Origin of the sequence: Billgrantia endophytica (genome assembly GCF_002879615.1) — a bacterium.
In the GTDB taxonomy this organism is placed as follows: domain Bacteria; phylum Pseudomonadota; class Gammaproteobacteria; order Pseudomonadales; family Halomonadaceae; genus Halomonas; species Halomonas endophytica.
In genome coordinates, this window is sequence record NZ_PNRF01000006.1 from 13,138 (window position 1) to 33,281 (window position 20,144).

At 63.4% G+C, this 20,144-nt stretch carries 16 protein-coding genes; 6 read left to right on the plus strand and 10 right to left on the minus strand.

What is annotated here, in order from left to right:
- Positions 1–120 precede the first annotated feature (120 nt).
- From C1H69_RS01780 to C1H69_RS01790, 3 genes are all read right to left on the minus strand, one after another.
- Positions 121–3,234, minus strand: a complete 3,114-nt coding sequence (locus C1H69_RS01780) for an efflux RND transporter permease subunit (RefSeq protein WP_102651707.1) — start codon at positions 3,232–3,234, stop codon at positions 121–123.
- Positions 3,234–4,334 carry an efflux RND transporter periplasmic adaptor subunit gene (locus C1H69_RS01785; protein ID WP_240609776.1) on the minus strand — a complete coding sequence of 367 codons (1,101 nt, stop codon included), beginning with the start codon at positions 4,332–4,334 and terminating at the stop codon, positions 3,234–3,236. Before C1H69_RS01785 ends, C1H69_RS01780 begins: the two co-directional genes overlap by 1 nt.
- Before the next feature lie 145 nt (positions 4,335–4,479).
- Positions 4,480–5,454 carry a Bug family tripartite tricarboxylate transporter substrate binding protein gene (locus tag C1H69_RS01790; protein ID WP_102651709.1) on the minus strand — a complete coding sequence of 325 codons (975 nt, stop codon included), beginning with the start codon at positions 5,452–5,454 and terminating at the stop codon, positions 4,480–4,482.
- 159 nt (positions 5,455–5,613) lie between these two features.
- Here C1H69_RS01790 and C1H69_RS01795 point away from each other — a divergent pair, with 159 nt between their 5' ends.
- The 4 genes from C1H69_RS01795 to C1H69_RS01810 all read left to right on the plus strand — a co-directional run bounded on the left by C1H69_RS01795 (position 5,614) and on the right by C1H69_RS01810 (position 9,914).
- Positions 5,614–6,804: a BaiN/RdsA family NAD(P)/FAD-dependent oxidoreductase gene (locus tag C1H69_RS01795; protein ID WP_102651710.1), complete on the plus strand. Its 1,191-nt coding sequence runs from the start codon at positions 5,614–5,616 to the stop codon at positions 6,802–6,804.
- Positions 6,805–6,895: 91 nt separating this feature from the next.
- On the plus strand, positions 6,896–8,206 hold the full coding sequence (gene egtB / locus C1H69_RS01800) for an ergothioneine biosynthesis protein EgtB (RefSeq protein ID WP_102651711.1): 1,311 nt from the start codon (positions 6,896–6,898) through the stop codon (positions 8,204–8,206).
- A gap of 1 nt (position 8,207) precedes the next feature.
- Positions 8,208–9,173: an L-histidine N(alpha)-methyltransferase gene (gene egtD / locus C1H69_RS01805; RefSeq protein WP_102651712.1), complete on the plus strand. Its 966-nt coding sequence runs from the start codon at positions 8,208–8,210 to the stop codon at positions 9,171–9,173.
- Between the two features lie 87 nt (positions 9,174–9,260).
- On the plus strand, positions 9,261–9,914 hold the full coding sequence (locus C1H69_RS01810; protein ID WP_102651713.1) for a ubiquinone biosynthesis protein COQ9: 654 nt from the start codon (positions 9,261–9,263) through the stop codon (positions 9,912–9,914).
- A 10-nt stretch (positions 9,915–9,924) separates the two neighbouring features.
- On the opposite strand, the gene C1H69_RS01815 is transcribed toward C1H69_RS01810, so the two are convergent.
- The 5 genes from C1H69_RS01815 to C1H69_RS01835 form a co-directional block, all read right to left on the minus strand.
- Positions 9,925–10,377: a CopD family protein gene (locus tag C1H69_RS01815; protein WP_102651714.1), complete on the minus strand. Its 453-nt coding sequence runs from the start codon at positions 10,375–10,377 to the stop codon at positions 9,925–9,927.
- An 87-nt stretch (positions 10,378–10,464) separates the two neighbouring features.
- Complete coding sequence (locus C1H69_RS01820; protein WP_102651715.1) at positions 10,465–10,785, minus strand: YqjK family protein; 321 nt, start codon at positions 10,783–10,785, stop codon at positions 10,465–10,467.
- A complete protein-coding gene (locus tag C1H69_RS01825) occupies positions 10,766–11,167 on the minus strand; it encodes a phage holin family protein (protein ID WP_102651716.1) in 402 nt (133 codons plus the stop codon). The genes C1H69_RS01820 and C1H69_RS01825 overlap by 20 nt, the downstream gene beginning before the upstream one ends.
- Complete coding sequence (locus C1H69_RS01830) at positions 11,167–11,499, minus strand: ElaB/YgaM/YqjD family protein (protein ID WP_102651717.1); 333 nt, start codon at positions 11,497–11,499, stop codon at positions 11,167–11,169. The genes C1H69_RS01825 and C1H69_RS01830 overlap by 1 nt, the downstream gene beginning before the upstream one ends.
- Positions 11,500–11,595: 96 nt before the next feature.
- Positions 11,596–12,612, minus strand: coding sequence for a phospholipase A (locus C1H69_RS01835; RefSeq protein WP_102651718.1), 1,017 nt, complete (start codon positions 12,610–12,612; stop codon positions 11,596–11,598).
- Between the two features lie 152 nt (positions 12,613–12,764).
- Here C1H69_RS01835 and mscK point away from each other — a divergent pair, with 152 nt between their 5' ends.
- Positions 12,765–16,184: a mechanosensitive channel MscK gene (mscK, locus tag C1H69_RS01840; RefSeq protein WP_102651719.1), complete on the plus strand. Its 3,420-nt coding sequence runs from the start codon at positions 12,765–12,767 to the stop codon at positions 16,182–16,184.
- Here the strand turns inward: mscK and C1H69_RS01845 are convergent.
- Positions 16,181–16,945 (minus strand): TlyA family RNA methyltransferase, encoded by a 765-nt coding sequence (locus tag C1H69_RS01845; protein WP_102651720.1) that lies wholly within the window; start codon positions 16,943–16,945, stop codon positions 16,181–16,183. The two genes, mscK and C1H69_RS01845, sit on opposite strands and share 4 nt — an antisense overlap.
- A gap of 76 nt (positions 16,946–17,021) precedes the next feature.
- Here C1H69_RS01845 and C1H69_RS01850 point away from each other — a divergent pair, with 76 nt between their 5' ends.
- Positions 17,022–18,059: an AbrB family transcriptional regulator gene (locus tag C1H69_RS01850; RefSeq protein ID WP_102651721.1), complete on the plus strand. Its 1,038-nt coding sequence runs from the start codon at positions 17,022–17,024 to the stop codon at positions 18,057–18,059.
- A 30-nt stretch (positions 18,060–18,089) separates the two neighbouring features.
- Here C1H69_RS01850 and C1H69_RS01855 read toward each other — a convergent pair whose 3' ends face one another.
- On the minus strand, positions 18,090–20,135 hold the full coding sequence (locus C1H69_RS01855; protein ID WP_102651722.1) for a hypothetical protein: 2,046 nt from the start codon (positions 20,133–20,135) through the stop codon (positions 18,090–18,092).
- Between the last annotated feature and the right edge of the window lie 9 nt (positions 20,136–20,144).

Consider the following 20,144-nt stretch of genomic DNA (forward strand, 5'->3'; position numbering starts at 1 on the left):
TGAGATAACCGATGGAAAGACACGCCCTGGCGTGTCGATACGCCGTACGACCAAGCAGGCCACCCCCCCGGGGTGGCCTTCTGCCTGCTGGAGATGAGATTCGTCCGCACTACGAGCGGCTCATTGCGCCACTGTACTGTCGGCCATTTCCGCTTCCAGGCGGCGCTTCACGGCGCCCGGCGAGCCGGTATGCCGGGCCAGCAGGTCGTATGCCACCGGCACCACGAAGAGGGTGAACAAGGTGGCCGCCGCGACGCCTGCCAGTATGACGGTCCCTATCACCATGCGGGATTCGGAACCGGCTCCGGTGGATACGATCAGGGGAATGGCACCGGCCATGGTGGTAACCGCGGTCATCAGGATAGGACGCAGCCGGGTCACCGATGCGTTGAGCAGGGCGTCATGGAAGGCGAGCCCTTCGTCACGCAGCTGGTTGGCAAACTCCACGATCAGGATACCGTTCTTGGTGGCGAGCCCGATGAGCATGACCAGCCCCACCTGGCTGTAAATGTTCAGCGATTGCCCCGTGACGAACAGCCCCAGCATGGCGCCGCTCATGGCCAGCGGTACCGTCAACATGATCACGAAGGGGTGGACGAAGCTCTCGAACTGCGCTGCCAGTACCAGGAACACCACCAGGGCACCGAGAATCAGCAGGTAGATCGTGGCACCGCTGGCTTGCCGGTAGTCTCGGGATGCGCCGCTGACGTCGGTCTGGGCCTGGCCCGGGAGCACTTCCGCCGCGGCGGCTTCCAGGTATTCGAGAGCCTCGCCCAGCGAGTAGCCGTCGGCGAGGTTGGCCTCGATCGTGATGGAGCGCAGTCGATTGAAGCGATTGAGTGTGCCGGCGCCGGCATCATCGGAGAAATTCACCAGGCTGGCCATGGGAATCAGCTCGCCTGAGCGTGCCGAGCGCACCTGGATGTTGTCCAGTGCCCGCGGGCTCGACTGACTGGCGCGATCCCCCTCCACTATGACATCATATTCCTGGCCGCCTTCGAGATAGCGGGTCACGTTGCGGCCACCCAGCATGACTTCGAGCGTTCGGCCGATCTCCGTCACTGTCACCCCGAGGTCCGCTGCCCGTGCGTAGTCGATGTCGACCCGCAGTTGGGGCTGTGTCTCGCGATAGTTGCTGTCCAGCGCGGTCAGCCTTGGGTTATCGCTACGAATGTGGTTCATCAGCAGGTCGCGCCACTCGGCCAGCTCTTCATAGGTGCCGCCACCCAGCACGAACTCCACCGGTTTGCTGATGCGCTGGCCGAATCCCTGGCGCATGACGGTGAAGGCCTGCACGCCGGGCAAGTCGGCAAGTTCCTTGCCGACTTCGTCCATGATGGTCCAGGCATCCCGGCGCGCTCCCCAATCGGCCATGCTGATGATCGCAAAGCCGTTGTTGAAGATCTCGATATTGCCGAACCCCCGGGGGGCGCGAATGACGACACGTTCCAGTTCACCGCTCTCCCGCATGGGGGCGAGGCGGGTCTCGATCTCGTCCATGTAATCCATGATGTAGTCGAACGTTGCCCCTTCGGGGCCGTTGACCAGGATGATGAAGCTGCCCCTGTCTTCCTGGGGGGTGTATTCGCTGGGCAACAGGTCCGCCAGCCACACGGTGGCGGCGATCAGCGCGACGAAGACCGCCAGCACGGCCATGCGTGCCTTTAGCACGCCAATCAGCAGGGTGCGGTAGATACGCTGGGAGAGTTCCAGTAACCACTGCACGCCACGGGCAATGTGCCCGTCGTGCATCGTGGGCTTGAGAATCTTGGACGCCATCATCGGAGTCAGGGAGAGGGCCAGCACGCTGGAAATGGCCACTGCGGCGGCCATGGTAAGGGCGAATTCGGAGAAGAGCCTCCCCACGTTGCCCTGCAGGAACGCCAGGGGCACGAATACCGCCACCAGGACCAGCGTGGTGGCGATGACCGCGAAGGCTATCTGGCGGGTGCCGCGAAAGGCGGCAACCAGCGGTGTTTCGCCGTAGTCGTGCATGCGGCGGTGGATGTTCTCCAACACCACGATGGCGTCATCCACGATCAGGCCGACGGCCAGCACCAGCGCCAGCAGGGTCAGCAGATTGATCGAGAACCCCATCAAGGCCAGTGCCATGAAGGCGCCGATCATGGCTACCGGTACGGTCACGGCGGGTATCAGGGTCGTTCGGACATTGCCCAGGAACAGGAAGATCACTACCACCACCAGGCCCATGGCGACGCACAGGGTGATCACCACCTCCTTGATGGCGCCGGACACGAACACCGATGCATCGTAGTTGAGGCTCAGCGACATGCCTTCCGGCAGGCTGCCCTGCACGCGAGCCAACTCTCGCTGTACGCCCTCGGAGACTTCCAGCACATTGGCAGTGGATTGCTTCATGATGCCCAGGCCTACCATGGGCGTTCCGTTGGCCCGGAATATCGAGCGGTCCTCGACGGAACCTATCTCCACGCGGGCCACGTCGCCGAGCCTTACCAGGTAACCGTCGCTGCCCTGGTTCAACGCCAGGCGCTTGAAGTCGTCGGGTTCGGCGAAGCTGCGGGGCAGGCGTACCACGAACTGACGCTCGCGCGATTCGATGGACCCGGCGGGGAGTTCCACGTTCTCGGCGCGCAAGGCGTTCTCCACGTCGCTCACGGTCAGATTGCGCGCCGCCAGGGCGTTGCGGTCGAGCCAGACCCGCATGGCATATTCCCTGCCACCTCCCACGCGAACCCGGGCGACACCGGGCTGTACGGAAAAGCCGTCCACCAGGTAGCGGTCCGCATAGTCGGTCAATTCGGGAATGGTGTAGCTGGCACCCGCAAGGCTCAGCCACAGGACCACTTCTTCACTGCTGTCGGCTTTCTGGACCTCGGGGGGATCGGCCTCGTCGGGCAGGTTGCGCAGGGCGCCGGAGATCCGGTCGCGCACGTCGTTGGCGGCTGCATCGATATCCATGTCCAGGCGAAATTCGATGTTGATCTGCGAGCGGCCGTCCTCACTCGATGAGGTGATCAGCTCGATGCCCTCGACCCCGGCGATGCGGTCTTCCAGCACCTGGGTGATCCGGGTTTCCACGACGCTGGCCGAGGCGCCCGGATAGCGGGTGTCGATGCTGACGACCGGCGGGTCGATGGCCGGGTACTCCTGCAACGGAAGGCGTTGCATGGCCAGCAGACCAAACGCCACGATCAGCAGCGCCAGTACCGTGGCCAGCACCGGGCGCTGAACGGAAAGGTCTGACAGCCGCATCAGGTATCACCCTCCGAGCGATTGGCTTCGAGAAGCTCCCGGATCGTGGTGTCATCATCGGTAATGCCAAGCAGCCGGACCTTGTCGCCTTCTTGTGCCCGTTGCAGGCCATGGCTGACCGCCAATTCACCGGCTCCCAGCCCTTCCAGTATCTCGACCTGGCCGGTGCGGCGCTCCCCGACGCTTACCTGACGCCGTTCGAGCCGGTTGTCATCGGCCTCATCGATTACCATGACGAACTGGCGGTCCCCGCTGGGTACCAGGACGGATTCCGGTACCACGACGGTATCCCGGGGGCTCCGCTGCAGTACGACTTCCATCAGCATGCCGGGGCGCAGGCGCAGGTCGGGGTTGGCCAGTTCCGCACGCACCATGACGCTGCGGCTGACCGGGTCGACCCGTGACCCGATGCTGGCCACCTCGCCGTCGAAGGTCTCGTCGGGAAAGGCGACGCTGCGAGCGGCCAACGGCAGCCCCGGTTGGAGTATGGCCAGATAAACCTCGGGTACGCTGAAGTCGAGCTTCATCATGTCGAGCTTGTCCAGGGTCACCAGCTCGGTGCCGGGAGTGACCAGGCTTCCCACACTGATGTCGCGAAAACCTACCCGGCCGGCGAAGGGAGCGCGCAGTTGGTAATTGGTCAATCGTGCCTCGAGCCCCTGGATTTCGGCCTCGACCTGACGCAGTCGTGCCTGGCTGTCTTCCACGTCCGCCCTTGCAGCCAAGTTGCGATCCTGCAATTGGCTGAGTCGGCTGACGGTGCTGCGCCGTTCGTCACGGGTTGCCTGGGCCGCACGCAGTTGGGCCTGTTCCTCTGCGTCCTGTAGCCGAATCAATAGCTGGCCGGCTTCCACCATTTCGCCGTCCTGGAAGTTCAATTCGACAACGATGTCGGTAACGGTGGCGGAGAGGGTCACGCTCTCCTCGGCATGCAGGGTGCCCAGCGCCTCCAGGGGGTCGGACCAGTATTGAAGCATGGCCCTGGCACCGATCACGGCAGAGCGTTCCTGCGCGGCAACCGGCGCGGACAGGCAGAGCATCAGCAGCAGCCACACTGGGTGCAACCGCATGAAAGCACGAAAACGGTTTCTGGTAGTCATGGGGGCTCGGATGTATCAACTGGCGATGAGAGTTCGACGACGGCTACCCATTCCATGGGTAGCCGTTTGATCATACTAGAGACGTGGAAGGGTGAAAGTGTGACAACAATTCACAAATACCCGTTAATCACAGGCTTGATACCCGCTACTCCTCGACTTCGACACCCCCCATCTCGTCGATCAAGGCGGTAAAGGCAGCACGCTGGGCATGGAGCGTGTCGGTCAGTTCCTCCTCGTCCATGTGGTTCACCGGCAGCAGTAGACGCTCTTCCGTCACCTCGATGAAACGTTCGTCCTGGGTGGCCGCTTCCAGGGCCTGGGCCAGCCGTTCGGCACGCTCATCCGGAACGCCCTTGGGTAGGGCGGCCATCAGAATGTCTCCCGGTGTGATGTCGTAACCGGCTTCGACCAGCGTCGGGGCATCCGGGAAGGCCACCAGGCGATCCTCGGCCAGGCTCAGGAGTACCGGCATTTCACCCGAGTCGGCGTAACCCGAGTGGGTACCACCGCTGTAGGCAAAGTCAACATCGCCGGAGAGAATGAGAGGGGCCATGCCGGCGCCGCCCGAGGTCGGCACGATACGCAGGTCCAGTTCTTCCTGCTCGGCGATGTAGTCGATGATCAGGCGGTCCTGGGCCGTCTGGGTGGCATAGCTGACCCCGGGATTTTCACGGGCGTACTCGAGCAGCTCTTCCCAGCTATCGCCGAAGGGGCGGCCCTCGCCGGTGACGATGCCGGCCTGGGCCAGGGAAACCGCCGAGATATAGCGGAAATCATCGATGTCATAATCGACATCGGTGGCCAGCGGGCCGAAGGTGATGGGCGAGGTGGGGCCGTAGAGGAAGGTGTAGCCCGCGTCCTCGTTGTTGACCAGGCGGGTCAGTGCCACCCCCATGCCGGCACCTGGCTGGTTCACCACGTTGACCGGCTGGCCCAGCTCCTCTTCCAGCACATTGGCCAGTACGCGGCCCTGGATGTCGGTGCTGCCCCCCGCGCCGAAACCGATCACCATGGTCAGTGGTTGGCTGGGAAAGTCGTCGGCAAGAGCCACGCCACCACCGGCCATCAGGCTGGTGGCGAGCAGAGCGGTGCCAAGCAGTGCCTTCTTCGGATACGTCATTGTTGAACCTCTTGTCTATTCTTGTGATGTTTCTTCGGTAGGCTTCATGACCCTAGCACAGCTTGATACTGCGTTTCCTGTGGCGCCGCCATGCATGGGCGATGGCGGCAGCGGCTGCTAGAATGCGCGGCCTGACACAGCGGGTGGAGCGGCAGTCGCATGAACTATGACGTGGTGGTGATCGGGGCTGGTGCCGCCGGTTTGATGTGTGCGCTGACCGCTGGCCATGCCGGGCGGCGGGTGCTGGTGCTGGACCATGCCAACCGGGCCGGCAAGAAAATCCTCATGTCGGGTGGCGGGCGCTGCAATTTCACGAACCTGGCCTCTGGCCCGGATAACTTCTTCTCCGCCAACCCGCCGTTCTGTATCTCGGCACTGAAGCGCTACCGTCCCGAGCACTTCGTCGAGCTGGTGGAGCGCCATGGTGTCGACTACGTGGAAAAGGCGCCGGGCCAACTCTTCTGTGCCGACTCGGCCAAGGATCTGCTCGCGGTGCTGCTGACCGAGTGTGAATGGGCCGGCGTCGATATCCGCCTGAAAACCCGCATTGAACGTGTCGAACGGCTCGGGGAAGGGATGCGGCTGGCCACTTCCATCGGGCGAATCGACACCGGAGCGGTGGTGGTGGCCACTGGCGGGCTTTCCATCCCCACCATGGGGGCGACCGGGTTCGGCTACGACATCGCGCGTCAATTTGGTCTGGCGGTTACCGATACGCGCCCGGCGCTGGTGCCTTTCACCTTGACCTCGCAATGGAAGGCACGCGCTGCCGATCTGGCGGGTGTGGCCTGTGAGGCCGGCGTCCAGGCACTGCACGGTGGGGAGAGCCGCGGCGACTATCGTGAGCCCATGTTGTTCACCCATCGCGGCCTGTCGGGGCCGGCCATGTTGCAGATTTCCAGCTACTGGCTGCCAGGCGATGAACTGCTGATCGACCTGCTGCCCGGGGTGGATGCGTTCGAAGCCCTGCTCCAGGCACGCCGTGCGGCACCGAAACGCCGGCTGTCGACCTGGCTCGCCGAGCACCTGCCGAAACGCCTGGCGCAGGCGATGGTGGAGTGGCAGGGCGATGATGGTGTGCTGGCCGATTACTCCAATGCACGTCTCCAACAGTGGGCCGAGGCACTGGGCGCCTGGCGACTCAAGCCCGCCGGGACCGAAGGCTGGCGCACCGCGGAGGTCACCCTGGGTGGTGTCGACACCCAGGCGGTTTCATCCAAGACCTTTGCGGTTCACGACCTGCCGCAGTTGCGCTTCATCGGCGAAGTACTGGATGTCACCGGCGAGCTCGGTGGGCACAACTTCCAGTGGGCATGGGCCTCGGGTGTGGCCTGCGGTTCCGATCTGTAAATCATTACGCTCCGTTACCTGTCCCCTGCAAGGGTGCTGCTACGCTTCATTGGTACCCCAGGGATGTCGATGGACGAGACAGGAGCGCCTCATGCCCCCTTTGACCCAGCAGTTGGAAGAGGAGACCCTCGACTCACGCCATACCAAGGAGTGGCTGAGACGATACCAGCGGATACGCGAAACCTCCGAGTCGCTGTGCGCGCCGCTGCACACGGAGGATTACGTCATCCAGAGCATGGATGACGTCAGTCCGCCGAAATGGCACCTTGCCCACGTCAGCTGGTTCTTCGAAGCCTTTCTGCTCATACCCTTCCTCAAGCATTACCGCCCGCTCGATCCGGCCTACGATTTTCTCTTCAATTCCTACTATGAGACCCACGGCACGCCATTTCCGCGGCCGGAGCGCGGTGCGTTGTCGCGGCCTACCGTGGAGGAAGTCTATCGCTACCGGGCCCATGTGGACCGGTCGATGACGGAACTGCTCGACCACCTGCCGGAGGAGCATGGCGGGGAGATCCTGCGGCGTGTGGAGCTGGGGCTGCACCATGAGCAACAGCACCAGGAGCTGTTGCTCATGGATATCAAGCATATCCTGGCGCAGAACCCGCTGTGCCCCATCTATCGCCACGACCTGGCTCCCGCGCCGCCGCAGGCGGCGGCTGCCCTCGAGTGGCTCGACCATGCAGCCGGAATCCGGCTCGTCGGCCAGAACCCGGATGTCGACCGCTTCGCCTATGACAACGAAATGCCGCGACATCGTGAGTTCGTCGAGGCCTTTCAGCTCGCCAGCCGACCGGTGACGAATGGAGAGTTCCTCCATTTCATCCGGGATGGCGGCTACGAGCGACCTGAGCTGTGGCTCTCCGATGGCTGGCAGCAGGTCAAGCAGGCCCGATGGCATGCTCCACTCTACTGGCTGGAACGGGACGGGGAATGGCGCTACATGACCCTGGGTGGCCAGAAACCCGTGGATCATCACGCGCCCGTGGTCCACGTGAGCTTCCACGAGGCGGATGCCTATGCCCGGTGGGCGGGGGCACGCTTGCCGAGCGAGGCGGAGTGGGAGACGGCAGCGGCAGGGGTGGAGTCGAGCGGTAATTTCGTCGAACGCGACCACCTGCAGCCGGTCGTTGCGGTGCCCTCCAACGCGTTGAAGGCCCCGACCCAGATGCTGGGCGATGTCTGGGAATGGACCGGCAGCGCCTATCGACCCTACCCGGGGTTTCGGACTCTGCCGGGTAGCCTCGGCGAATACAATGGCAAGTTCATGTCGGGCCAGATGGTGCTGCGTGGCGGCTGTTGCGCGACGCCTGCCGACCATGTTCGAACCACCTACCGGAACTTCTTCCCGCCCCATGCGCGCTGGGCGTTTTCCGGTTTCCGGCTTGCCAGGGAGGCATGACATGAACCAACTCGTCCGTTTTCATGACCAACAGCCACAGCTGTCCGACGATTCACTGTGCCGGGAACTGCTGTCGGGCCTGTGCTCGGACCCCAAGTGCTGTTCGCCCAAGTTCTTCTACGATCGGCGTGGCTCGGAGCTGTTCGACCAGATCTGCCGTCAGCCCGAGTATTACCCGACACGTACCGAGGAAGCCATTCTTCGCTCGGCCGCGGCGGATATCGCCGAAGCCGTTGGGCCCGAGGCGACCCTGATCGAACTGGGCAGCGGTGCCAGTCGCAAGATACGCCTGCTTCTCGAGGCCTTGCGCCCCTCTCGCTACATCGGCATCGACATCTCCCGCGACTTCCTGCTGGACAGCACGCGACGGCTGGCGGCCGACTATCCCTGGCTCGACGTGCATGCCACCTGTGCCGACTTTTCCCGGTGCATGGCATGGCCGGTCGGCGTGGCGAACGAACATCCGGTGGCGTTCTTTCCCGGCTCCAGTATCGGCAACTTCACGCCGGAGGAGGCAGAGGCTTTCCTCGGAAGGCTCCACCCGTTACTGCCGGCAGGCGGAGGCCTGCTCATCGGCGTCGACCTGATCAAGGACCCGTCGGTTCTCGAGGCGGCCTACAACGATGCCGCCGGGGTGACGGCAGCCTTCAACCTCAACCTGCTGGAACGGCTACGCCATGAGTTCGGGGCGGACCTGGAGCCGCAACGATTCTCTCACCGGGCCTTCTACAACGGGATGGAGTCGCGCATCGAGATGCATCTGGTGAGCCAGGTAGAACAGGAGATCCACGTGGCGGGGGAGAGTGTCCATTTCGCCGCCGGCGAGACGCTGCATACCGAAAACTCCTACAAATACAGCGTCGAGGGGTTCCGTGAACTGGCCGGGCTGGCCGGCTTCGCGCCGCGGGCCTTGTGGACCGACCCGGAGAGGCTCTTCAGCCTTCACTACCTGGAGCGCGAGGGCTGAGGTGGCGACCTCATCGGATGCAGTCACGAATCCCTTGTCACTGAACTATGCTCCATAGCATGTATCGCCTTCGAGGGAGAGCCTCACATGTCCATGATTGCCATACATGATGCCGCCGATTCCGGTCCGGCGACCTTTACCCACCAGGTCGTCGACGAAGCCGTCCGTCAGGCCGAAGAGCTGGGGTGGCAGGCCGTTCGCCTCACGGAAGTCGCCCGCGGTCTCGAGCTGTCCATGTCGGCGGTACTGGCCGAGTTCCGGGACATGGATGCGGTCGCCAATGCCTGGTTCAAGCGCGGGTGGAAGGCCATGCTGGCCGAGAAGCCCGAGACCTTCGACGACTGGCCCGAGCGAGTCCGCATCGAGCACTGTCTGCTGGCCTGGTTCGACACCTACGCCGCCCATCGCCGGGTGACGGTCCAGATGCTTCGCACCAAGGCACACTTGCCGCACCTGCATACCTGGGTGCCCATGGCGTTCGACCTGTCACGTACGGTGCAGTGGCTGCGTGAGGCGGCACGGTTGGAGGCTCGCTACGGTACTCGTCGAGCCCAGGTCGAGGAGATCGCCCTGACGAGCCTGTTCCTGGCGACCTTGGCCGTCTGGTCGTCGGATTCCAGCGAGGGGCAGAGCCGTACCAGGCGCTTTCTGCAGCGTCGGCTCAAGCGAGGAGAGCGCTGGATGAAGTGGGTGCCGGGCAGGCGGCACCAACGGGCCGGCTCGGCGGAAGCCAGGTTATAGCCGAGCCCGGCTATAGAAAGCGGCCGCCCGAAGCCACCGCCACGGTCAGCAGCCCGATCATCAGGTTGATGCCGATAAAGCGGCGGATTTGCGCCAGTTGATTCCCGCCTTCATGCCATGCATGCCCTTCTACGGCTGCCTTGAGGCGCCGGTAGGGCGCAAACCAGATATGACCGAAGATGGCCATCATGATCAGGCCGGTCAGCAGCATGAGATGAATATGCCAGCGGGCCCCGGCCATGCCGAAGACGGCGAACAGCATCCACAGGCCCGTGGCCAGCAGCACGATGACCGACAGCCAGACCCAAGGGAAGAAACGCTGGAAGACGCCGGTCCACAGGGTCAGGCGCTGAGGCGGTTCCAGCAGGCCCGTCGCTACCGGCCTCAGCACCATCCAGGCGAAGAACATCCCGCCGACCCAGATGACGGCAGCCAGCATATGCAAGGTAATGGCAATGGACATGAATGGTTCCTGTCGTGACTCGCGTGGGCTGGCACCCGGTTGAGATCATGCGTCGACGGGTGGGCGAACTCAACGCAATCGCCGGGTTCAGCGGAATCGCTGTAAAAGCCGCCTGGCCCGATTCAACAGCAAGGCACCGGCGGCAGCTCGCTTGCCCATTCGAATGAGTGAACTGGGATGCCGTGCACTCCGCAGCAGCAGTAGGCCACCGATGGCGAGTAGCGGTGCCTTGTAACGCATCAGATGGCGCCAGCCGTCATCCAGGGGTCGACTGGCCTCTTTCCAGCGGTTTGCTTCGACCAGAATGTCGATGCGCTGCTGTTCGATCGTGGTCAGCAATGTGGCCTTGCGCTCGGTTCTACTGGGCGGAAGCGGCTTCCGGTAGCGGTCAGGGACTTGGCTTGTCACGGGTGCTCTCCACCAGTTGGCGGTCCGTTGCCAATTGGGCAAGGGTGCTTTTCAGCAAGGTGGGCCGACGAGCCAGGCGTAGCGCGATAAGAGCAAGCGAGACACCACCACCCAGTAGCACGATGGCACTGATGCCGATGGCGGTCAGGCGGTGGGTCTCCCAGAAGATGACGGCCACCAGCAGGGTCAGTACGCCCAACCCCAGTAGCAACAACACCAGGCTCAATCCGATGATCAACAGGAGGGTGGTCAGTCGGGCCCGCTCTTCCTCCAGTTCGAGCACGGCGAGACGCAGACGCGTCTCGCCAGTGGCGAGCAGGCTGACGAGCAGACGCTTGCCAGCCCCGAACAACCGTTGTGCCGGTCCTTGGCTCGACTCCATCAGCGCCGCCCGATCAGCATGCCGATGACGATACCCGCGACGGCACCGAGGCCGACACTGGTCCAGGGGTTCTCGTGAACGTAGCGGTCGCAGGCATCGGCCTGTTGATACAGCGAGTCACGCGCCTCGTCGTAGAGCTTTTCGCCGCGGGACTCGAGCCGATCACGGGTATCCTTCAGCCGTTTTTCGGCACGTTCACGGAGCTCCTTGATATTGCTTCGGGAATCGTCGGCGGTTGCGCTGACCAATTCCTCGATGGTGCTCGTCAGATGGTGCAGGTCTTCTTTCAGCTGCCGGGTGGTTTCGTTGGTGTGGGGAGTGCGAGATGCCATGACTGTCTTCCTTTGACGATGAATGACAGGCTCAGCATAGCAGCCGCAGGGACGAGTTCAATGCTGTTTCATCCCAGGTCGGTACGGTTTCCTGCCTTAGTGAACCATTCCGCTGCCGGAAAACAGTGGATTGAGGCTGAAGCCCAGGCTCAAGCGATGATTGCGATGATCATAGTCCACCATGCTCTCGCCGTAGCCGTAGTAATACTGGACATGGCCCCGGACGTTGCCGAACAGCGGCCAGGAGTAGTCAACCTGGGAGCCCATGTTCCCCGCGCTCGGGTTGCCGCGCACCATCAGGCTGGCTTCGTGGTTGCCATTGAAACGCCGGGCCACGGTGACGTCTCCATAGCCTATGTAGCGATCGATGTCCGGGTTGTCGTCATCACCTTCCGACTCGGGAATGCGCCAGTGGGGGGCGATGGCCACGGCCCAGTCCCCCCGCTGGAAGATGCTCTCCAGGTACACCCGGTTCATGCTGCGCGACAACGGGATGGAGCGGCCGTTGGAGAGATGGTTGAGCGAGACGCGGTTGAGGGAGTTGGTCCAGCCGAACAGGCGCCAGTCGTTGTCGAAGTCGATGAAAAATTCCGGCTCGTAATTGGTCTCGCGAAAGGGCGAGGAGGCATCGGTGTTGTAGGCCTGCCACCAGCTACGCTGGGTGTAGGCGAAGTAGAGATCGCCATTATCGCCAAACAGGTCTTCCACCAGGTTGACCTTGGCACTGAACTGGAACTTGACCTCTAGATCGTTGGGGCCGCTATCCAGCACTATGTCGCGAAAGGCAACGTAGTTGGGATTGGCCGTATAGCTCAGTGGGAACAGGTAGTTGCTTCGATGCGTCGTGATGGCGAGCGGGTTGCGGGTCGACTCGCGCTCCAGCTGGCGACGCTGGGCGATCTCTTCACGGACCGGGTCGTCCTCCTGAAGAGCGGCGGCTGTCTCCCCCTCGGGCAGGCTTTCCAATTGGCGCTGAAGGTCTTCCAGTTCGCTGTTCAGGCGCTGGATCCTGGCTTCGATGGCATCTCGCTGGGCGTCACTCTGAGCTAGTGCTGCAAGAGGCAGCGCGCTCCAGAGAGCTGTACTGAGGAAGAGGACGGAACGGATGGTCATGGGCAACTCGAAGAGGGGTATTTGAGGTTCTGTTTCTACCACGACGCCTGCGCAAGTCAACCATAGACGACAATCATTGCCATGTTCTGTCCGTAAGACGAGAATCGTCACGGTTAGTGGCGCCCCTGCAATCGAGGACGGCTGTGAATCCAATGCATCGACCATCTGGCGGTACTGCCCGGCAGGCTGCTGTCCTTGGCCTGCTGTTCTATTGGCTATTCCTGATCGCTACCCCGGCGCTTGCCGATGACTCCCTTCCCGAGCGTGCCGTGGTGGAGGCGCGCCTCGCCGAGCTACAGCCGGAGGAGGGCGAGTCCCCGAGTGCCACCCTGGAGCGCAGCATCGAAGCGCTCGAGTCGACCTTGCAGGGCCTGGAGTCGCTGGTGCAGGTAGAGGAGCGCCTCGAGGCACTCGAAGAAAGGGTGGAGCAGGCCCCCGCGGAACTGCTGAACCTGGAACGGGAGCTGTCGCAGGAAGAGGAGGCCGCTGCCGCCCTGTTGGCGACGGACCTGGATGACGAGCCGTTGAGCGAACTCGAGTACCGGCAGCAGGAGGTGGTATTCGAACTGCAACAGCTGCAGGATCGTCTTGCCGATGTGAATGCCCAGTTGCTTTCCACCCAGACCATGCCCGAGCGGGCTCAGCAGGCCATCGCCGAGTCGATGCGATCCGTCGAGTTGTCGCGCAGGGTGTTGGATGAGCTGGAAGGGCGGGGGCTGTCCTCCGATGACCCCCGGATGTGGCAGGCGCTGGTCGAACGGCGGCTGGCGGAGCGATCCCTTCGTCTTCATCAGCGAGAGCTCGGTACCAATACCCGATTGCGGGAGCTGGCCCAGCAGCGTCGGGATCTGTTGACCCAGCAGATCGCCCGGCAGGAAACCGAGCTTGCCCTGTTGCAGAGCGTCATCGACCGTCAGCGGCGGCTTGCTTCGGAGCAGGCGATTGCCGATGCCGCCCGTGACGACCCGCTCCTGGAGGCCGGCCACCCGGTGCTGGAGCGGGCCCAGCAGGTCAACCGGGACCTCAGTCTGGAATTGCTACGGGCCAATGACCGCAATAACAGTCTGGTGCGCGAGAGCCTGGCGATCCGCAGCCAGCTCGACCACGTCCGCCAGCTCCAGCGCAGCCTGAACGAACAGATAGAAGCCATCCGGGGCAGTTTGCTGCTGTCGCGTATTCTGCGCGAGCAGCGACGCTCCTTGCCCCAGGTGGATGCGCGGCGCGACCTGCAGGACGAGATAGCCGACCTGCGTCTGCGCCAGTTCGATCTGGTTCGCCAGCGTGATGTATTGCGCCAGGGCGAGCGGCTGGCGAATCAGCGTCTGGAAGAAGCGGGTGTGGAGGTGACGCCGGCTCTGGTGGACTCCCTGCAGGGCCTCTACCAGTCACGTCGGGAGCTGGTCGATCAGTTGGAGCAGACCTATGGCACTCTGCTGAGTGCTGCCATCGAACTCCAGCTCAATCAGAACCAGTTGTTGACGACCTCCCGCGAACTGCGCATTACCATCGACGAACAGCTCTTCTGGATTGCCAATACGCGCCCACTCGATATCGGCTGGTTACGTCACTTGCCCTCCAACCTGCTGGCCGAATGGCAGGTCGGGGAATGGCGGGAAGTCTTGCCGGTACATTGGCAGAGGCCGCGACTCGAGGCACTGCTTGGCGTGCCGTTCCTGCTGTTGGCGGGGGCGCTGCTGTGGAGTCGTCGACGTATAAAGACGCGGCTTGCGCGGCTGCATGAACAGATCGGCCGGCTGCGCAGCGATACCCAGGCCCACACCCCCCAGGCGGTAGCCCTCAATGCACTGCTGGCCGTACCCGGGCCATTGGCGCTTGCCGGCGCCGGCACGGCGCTCGTGGCCGGAGGGCAGGGTATCGCGATCGGGCTGGGCCATGCCTTCTGGCACCTGGCCCTGGCCTGGGCGGTCATCGCCTGGTCACGACGTCTGCTGGTGCGTGATGGCGTCGCGACAAAGCACTTCTATTGGCCGGCCGCCTACGTGGCCCGGTTGCGCTGGCTGCTGTTCTGGCTGGGGATTGCCGTGGTGCCTGTCCTGTTGATCGCCACCCTGGTTCGCGATGGTGAGATCGGCTTGAGCACACGCCCCTTGGCCCTTGGGCTGCTGCTCGCCGGCCTGGTCGCAATGAGCGTGTGCCAGGCACGCCTGATTCTTGCCCACGTTCCCTTTTTCGGAGTCAAGCTGTTTCGCCTGATGCTCGGCCTGGCGCTGGCTGCCGTGCCGCTGTTGCTTCTGGGGCTGATCGTCTCCGGCTACGAGTACACGGCACTCAGCCTGATCGCCCGCTTTGTCATCACCCTCTACCTGCTGGGGCTATGGATACTGGTCGAGGCTTCGGTGGTGCGGGGACTGGCGGTAGCGGCCCGGCGGCTTGCCTTCCGGCGTGCGCTGACGCGCCGCCGGGCCCAGGTCCAGGAGGGAGCCGAAGGCGGTCTCGAGGTGGTCGAGGAGCCGCCACTGGACATGGAGCAGATCAACCAGCAGTCGCTGCGGCTTTCCAAGCTGATTCTGCTGATCGGCTTTACTGTGCTTCTCTACCTGGTCTGGTCGGATCTGCTGACGGTGCTGGGCTATCTGGAGCAAGTGGCGATCTGGGAGGCCGATGAGGGCGATAGCGACCTGGTAACCAGTACGCTATCGGTAGCGGATATCTTTACCGCCCTGCTGATCTTTGGTCTCACGCTGATGATGGCGCGTAATCTTCCCGGCCTGCTTGAAGTGATGGTGCTGTCGCGCATGGAGCTGAAGCAGGGGAGTGCCTACGCCATTACGTCGCTGCTTTCCTATACCATCGTCGGTACCGGCTTTATCGTCGCGCTGGCCACCCTGGGCGTGGCCTGGAACCAGCTGCAGTGGCTGATAGCGGCGCTGGGCGTGGGGCTGGGCTTCGGCCTGCAGGAAATCTTTGCCAACTTCGTATCGGGGCTGATCATCCTCTTCGAGCGCCCGGTACGCATCGGCGACACCATCACCCTGGGCAATCTCACCGGCACGGTGAGCAAGATCCGCATTCGTGCCACCACGGTGACCGATTTCGATCGCAAGGAAATCATCATCCCCAACAAGACCTTCGTCACCGACCAACTGATCAACTGGTCACTGTCGGATACGATCACGCGGGTGGTGCTGACGTTCGGCGTGGCCCACGGTTCGGACCAGCGGCTGGTCCATAATCTGCTGCGCCAGGCCGCCGACGAGAACCCACGGGTGCTGAGTGACCCCGAACCTCAGGTCTTCTTCATGGATTATGGCGAGAACGCCCTGGACTTCGAGCTTCGCGTCTTCGTCAACGCGCTGGGGGATCGGCTCTATGCCACCGACGAGATCAACTGCCGTATCGGTGAGCTGTTTTCGGAGTACGACATCCACATCGCCTTCAATCAACTCGATGTCTGGTTGCATCGTGCAGAGGGAGAAACGAAGAAAATCCGAAGCGTGATCCCGACGACCACTCATGCCCCGCATCATCCGCCTCCCGGTGCAGGAGGCGACCCGGGGGACATCGAGATCGGTGACAGCGATGGGGGAGACGGGGGCGATGGAGGGCGTTAGGGTATCTGGGCATGAAGCAGGAATTCGCGATTTCCATCGCCACCCAGCAGGGGGCTCTCCTGCCAGTGCAGTATCCGGAAGCCGTTCCGGGTGCACTCGGCTCGAATTTTCGCTTCCACGTCCGCATGAAGAGCTGGCTCGACGACGATGCCCCGGTCATTGACGCCCCCAGGCCCTACCTCGAACTGGGGCTTGACCAGGGAGAGCAGTTGGCCACCGGGGCGGAGCAGGGCGGCAAGCTCGGGCAGGACCAGCGTCTGGGAGATGAAGGAGACGTCCATGACCGCCAGGTCGGGGCCTTCGGCTCCCTGGGCCGTGAAGGCCTCGCGCAGACGAGGCTCGGTGGCCATTGTCCGTGCATTGAGACCTTCCAGGCAGGAGATTCGAGGGTCGCCCCGAAGCTCTCTATCGAGCTGGCCGTGGCCCACTTCCACGCCGACCACGTGTCGGGCGCCGAAGCGCAGCGCACAGTCGCTGAAACCGCCGGTAGACTGACCCACATCCAGCACCAGCCTGTCCTCGAGGTCGAGGCCCAGCGCATCGATGAGCGCCTCCAGTTTCAGCCCTGCCCTGGATACGTAGCGCTCTTCGGGGTCCTCCGCTACGCTCAGCCGCACCTCTTCGGCCCACTTTTCGCTGGGCTTGGTCAACACGCGGCCGCTATTCGTCAGGCTGACGCAGCCTTTGCGAATCAACCGCTGCGCCCGGGTGCGTGACCGGGCCAGGCCCTGGGTGACGAGTAGCTGGTCGAGGCGAAGCATGTCGGGTTCCTGGCAAGAAGGACGAGCGACATTATGACATAATCCAGTCGTTAGCCAGTTAACAGAAGGGTGAGGCGTGGGGCGAACGGCAGTCAGGGCATTGGCAAGATCGCTGGGTATCGGCGCGGTGGGTGGGGTGCTGTTTCACCTGACCGGCTTGCCGCTGGCCTGGATGCTGGGACCCCTGGTCGCCAACCTGCTGGTATCGGCCCGGGGCCTGGATGTGCGCGTGCCGGATGGTCTACGCGAGCTGTTCCTCGGCATGCTGGGGTTGGTGCTGGGCAGCCAGGTAACGCCCCAACTGGCGCAGCGGGTGCTCGACTGGCCATTGTCGGCGGCGTTGCTGCTGCTGGGCGTGGGCGTATCCACCGCCGCTGCGGCCGCCTGGTACCGGCGTTGCGGATTCGATTCGGTAAGCGCCTGGTTCTCCTCGGCGCCTGGCGCCATGACGGCGATGATCCTCATAGGGGAAAAGTGTGGCGGTGACCCGCAGCGTATCGCCATTGCCCAGTCGCTGCGCATCATTCTGGTGATTCTGTGGCTTCCGCCGCTGTTCTGGCTTTGGGAAGGCGGCGCGGCGTCGGAGTTCAATGACGTGACGCCGCCCGTGGCCCACCTGTGGATGCTGCTGGCCCTTCCGGCACTGATTCCCCTGGGATACCGCCTCAAGCTACCCAGCGCATCGCTGATGGCGCCTCTGCTGTTCGCGGCGCTGCTTTCCGGGCTCGATATTGCCAGCCTTCAGTTACCGGACTGGGGGTTGAACGGCATGCTCTGGGTGCTCGGCAGTGCCATCGGTTCACGCTTCCAGGGCCTGTCCCGGGCGCGCTTCGGGCGCTATTTGTTCGAGGCATCCATCGCCACGTTGTTGGCGCTCCTCGTGCTGGCCCTGTTCGCGGAATTGATCCATCAGTTGCTCGATGTGCCCCGTGACGTGGCACTGCTGGCGCTGGCGCCGGGTGGGATAGGCGAGATGGCGATCCTCGCCGTGGCGCTGGATATCGATCCGGTCTTCGTGGCGTTCCATCACCTGCTGCGCATGGTGGCGCTGATGATCATCGCGCCCTTCTGGGCGCGATGGCTATCGAGTCAGGCGAGGTCGGAAAAACGCTGATGCCCGCCGGTGTCGGTGAATCCGGCAGAATCACTGCTGCCCAGGGCCTTCGCAGGCCTGAAGGTCGCCAGGGGGGATCCTGTTGGCGCCCCAGCTGCGGTGAATATGGCCGATCACCCGATCCACTTCATCCTGGGCGACCCTGGCCAGATCGCCCCGCTCCAAGGGGTCATAGTGGAAGATGTAGAGCCGCGAGGCGAACTCCTCGAAGGGCAGGGAGGCTTCTCCGAATCGTTCGCCCTGGCCGGCGGTGCTCACCTTGATGCCATCCCCCCAGTCCTGGCCGCTATCATTGTTGGGGTTGAAGAAATACACCCGCATGACATCCGAAGGGTCCAGCGATACGCGCAGTACCGTAATGGCATGCCAGCCGATGAAGCGCGCGGCGCTATCGGTGATGGCGATGCCCGCTGGCTGAGGGTGGATGACGGGCTGATTGCCGTTGTAGTAGGGGTGATAACTGGCATAGAAGTGGCGCAGGAAGTCGTCCAGCTCATGGAGCTGTCCCGTTGCCACGTCGACATTGATGCGAAATCCCCGGCCGGCCCACCAGCCGTGAAACTCCGGATTCACCCAGCGATGCGGATCGCCGTCGCGACCCGCGCAGCGACGGCCCATTTCGGCATAGATCCTGTCGAGATGGGGTACCACCAGCAGCGAGACGGGATCGAGATCGATGGGCAGCTCGGTGGCAACGCCCGAGAGGCTGGCCATGGAAGAAATGGACTGGCCCTCGAAGTGCATCACGATCTCGTCGTCACGGGCCGCCCAGGCCACCATCTGCAGGAGATAGTCCGGATCGTTGTAGGCCCACATCGACAGGGCGCGAGCCGATTGGCAGGTGGGGTTGTTGCCTTGGCCGACACCCAGTGGCAGGCCGAGCATGCACATGACGCCTTCCAATAACCTCGCCCTGGGCGAGACGGCTTCACCGAAGGCCAGGTTGAGCCGTGCCCGGGACCACTCCGACAGCGGCAGCCCCAACTGACGCCACATGGCGGGTGCCACCGGGGGCTGGTAAAGAATGCCCCGCTCGAGCATCAGGGTGAGACCATAGGCCGCCTGGGGCGTGGTTGGGTGCACGCCGCCACGGATCAGCGCATGTACCAGTTCCCGATAGCAGAGCAGGCAGTCGCGCCCGGTAGAGGAGAGCCCCAGCCCTTCGGCCAGCAGGTGGTCACCATGATCCAGTAAATGACGCAACAGTACCGGATGGTAGGGCGACACCAGGCCGGTATCATGCATGGCACGGGCAAAGCCGGTGGCTTCGCTCTGGAGGGCGGCGCTATCCATGCTCGAGAGTCGGTCCCGATAGATATCCAGCCCCGGGTCTTCACGACACGCCTGGGTGGGGCCGAACAGGGAGCTGACCAGCCGGTCGGCTCCCTGGCCACTGACGCCCAGGTCGATTTCCGGGTTGGCCTGGCAGATGGCGATCTGGGTGATCATCTGCTTGACCGGCTCTACCTGGATCGGGCGCTGCTGCAGGATGCGCCAGATCTCCTCGATCAGCTTGTCGATGATGTGCTCATAGCCGATGCGCTTGGCCAGATGGAGGAACAAGTGGCGCGGTATCTCGGCAAGCCTTCCCTGGGTTTCCCGTTCGGCTTCGCTGGGGGCACCGAACAGCAACCAGAGGTTGAGCGCCATGACCTGGGTGAGGTAGTGGTGCGCCTGTTCCGCCGAGATCAGCGAATGCTGGTAGTCGCCCTTGGCAATGGCGAGCAGGCGCAGCTCGCTGAGTGACTCGATGACGACGGTATTGGGATTGGCGCTCTTGAGCGCATGGGTGGTCAACGAGGGCACCAGATACTGCGGCGTCTCCCAGTCCGAGCCGTGAAAGATTCCGGCTTCCTCCAGGATTTTGGCGCGCCGCTCCACCTCCGCGGCCCCGCCTTCCTGATGCAGCACACGGCGCGCCGTATCCATCACCCGCGGCAGCTTGCCCGGCTTGGCGAAATCACGGGATTCAGCCAGCAGGTCAATGGCTTCGTCGAGTCTCGCCAGCAGTCCCGCGAGCTTGTCGCTGGGTGCCGGCGGTTCACTCGTGTCTTGCGTGTGTCGGTGCGTCGTCACGCCGACTCC

Excerpts from the sequence above, each read along its gene's own strand:
- C1H69_RS01780 (WP_102651707.1), bottom strand. The coding sequence starts at position 3,234 with ATGCGGCTGTCAGACCTTTCCGTTCAGCGCCCGGTGCTGGCCACGGTA.
- C1H69_RS01785 (WP_240609776.1), bottom strand. The coding sequence starts at position 4,334 with ATGACTACCAGAAACCGTTTTCGTGCTTTCATGCGGTTGCACCCAGTG.
- C1H69_RS01790 (WP_102651709.1), bottom strand. The coding sequence starts at position 5,454 with ATGACGTATCCGAAGAAGGCACTGCTTGGCACCGCTCTGCTCGCCACC.
- C1H69_RS01795 (WP_102651710.1), top strand. The coding sequence starts at position 5,614 with ATGAACTATGACGTGGTGGTGATCGGGGCTGGTGCCGCCGGTTTGATG.
- egtB (WP_102651711.1), top strand. The coding sequence starts at position 6,896 with ATGCCCCCTTTGACCCAGCAGTTGGAAGAGGAGACCCTCGACTCACGC.
- egtD (WP_102651712.1), top strand. The coding sequence starts at position 8,208 with ATGAACCAACTCGTCCGTTTTCATGACCAACAGCCACAGCTGTCCGAC.
- C1H69_RS01810 (WP_102651713.1), top strand. The coding sequence starts at position 9,261 with ATGTCCATGATTGCCATACATGATGCCGCCGATTCCGGTCCGGCGACC.
- C1H69_RS01815 (WP_102651714.1), bottom strand. The coding sequence starts at position 10,377 with ATGTCCATTGCCATTACCTTGCATATGCTGGCTGCCGTCATCTGGGTC.
- C1H69_RS01825 (WP_102651716.1), bottom strand. The coding sequence starts at position 11,167 with ATGGAGTCGAGCCAAGGACCGGCACAACGGTTGTTCGGGGCTGGCAAG.
- C1H69_RS01830 (WP_102651717.1), bottom strand. The coding sequence starts at position 11,499 with ATGGCATCTCGCACTCCCCACACCAACGAAACCACCCGGCAGCTGAAA.
- C1H69_RS01835 (WP_102651718.1), bottom strand. The coding sequence starts at position 12,612 with ATGACCATCCGTTCCGTCCTCTTCCTCAGTACAGCTCTCTGGAGCGCG.
- mscK (WP_102651719.1), top strand. The coding sequence starts at position 12,765 with ATGCATCGACCATCTGGCGGTACTGCCCGGCAGGCTGCTGTCCTTGGC.
- C1H69_RS01845 (WP_102651720.1), bottom strand. The coding sequence starts at position 16,945 with ATGCTTCGCCTCGACCAGCTACTCGTCACCCAGGGCCTGGCCCGGTCA.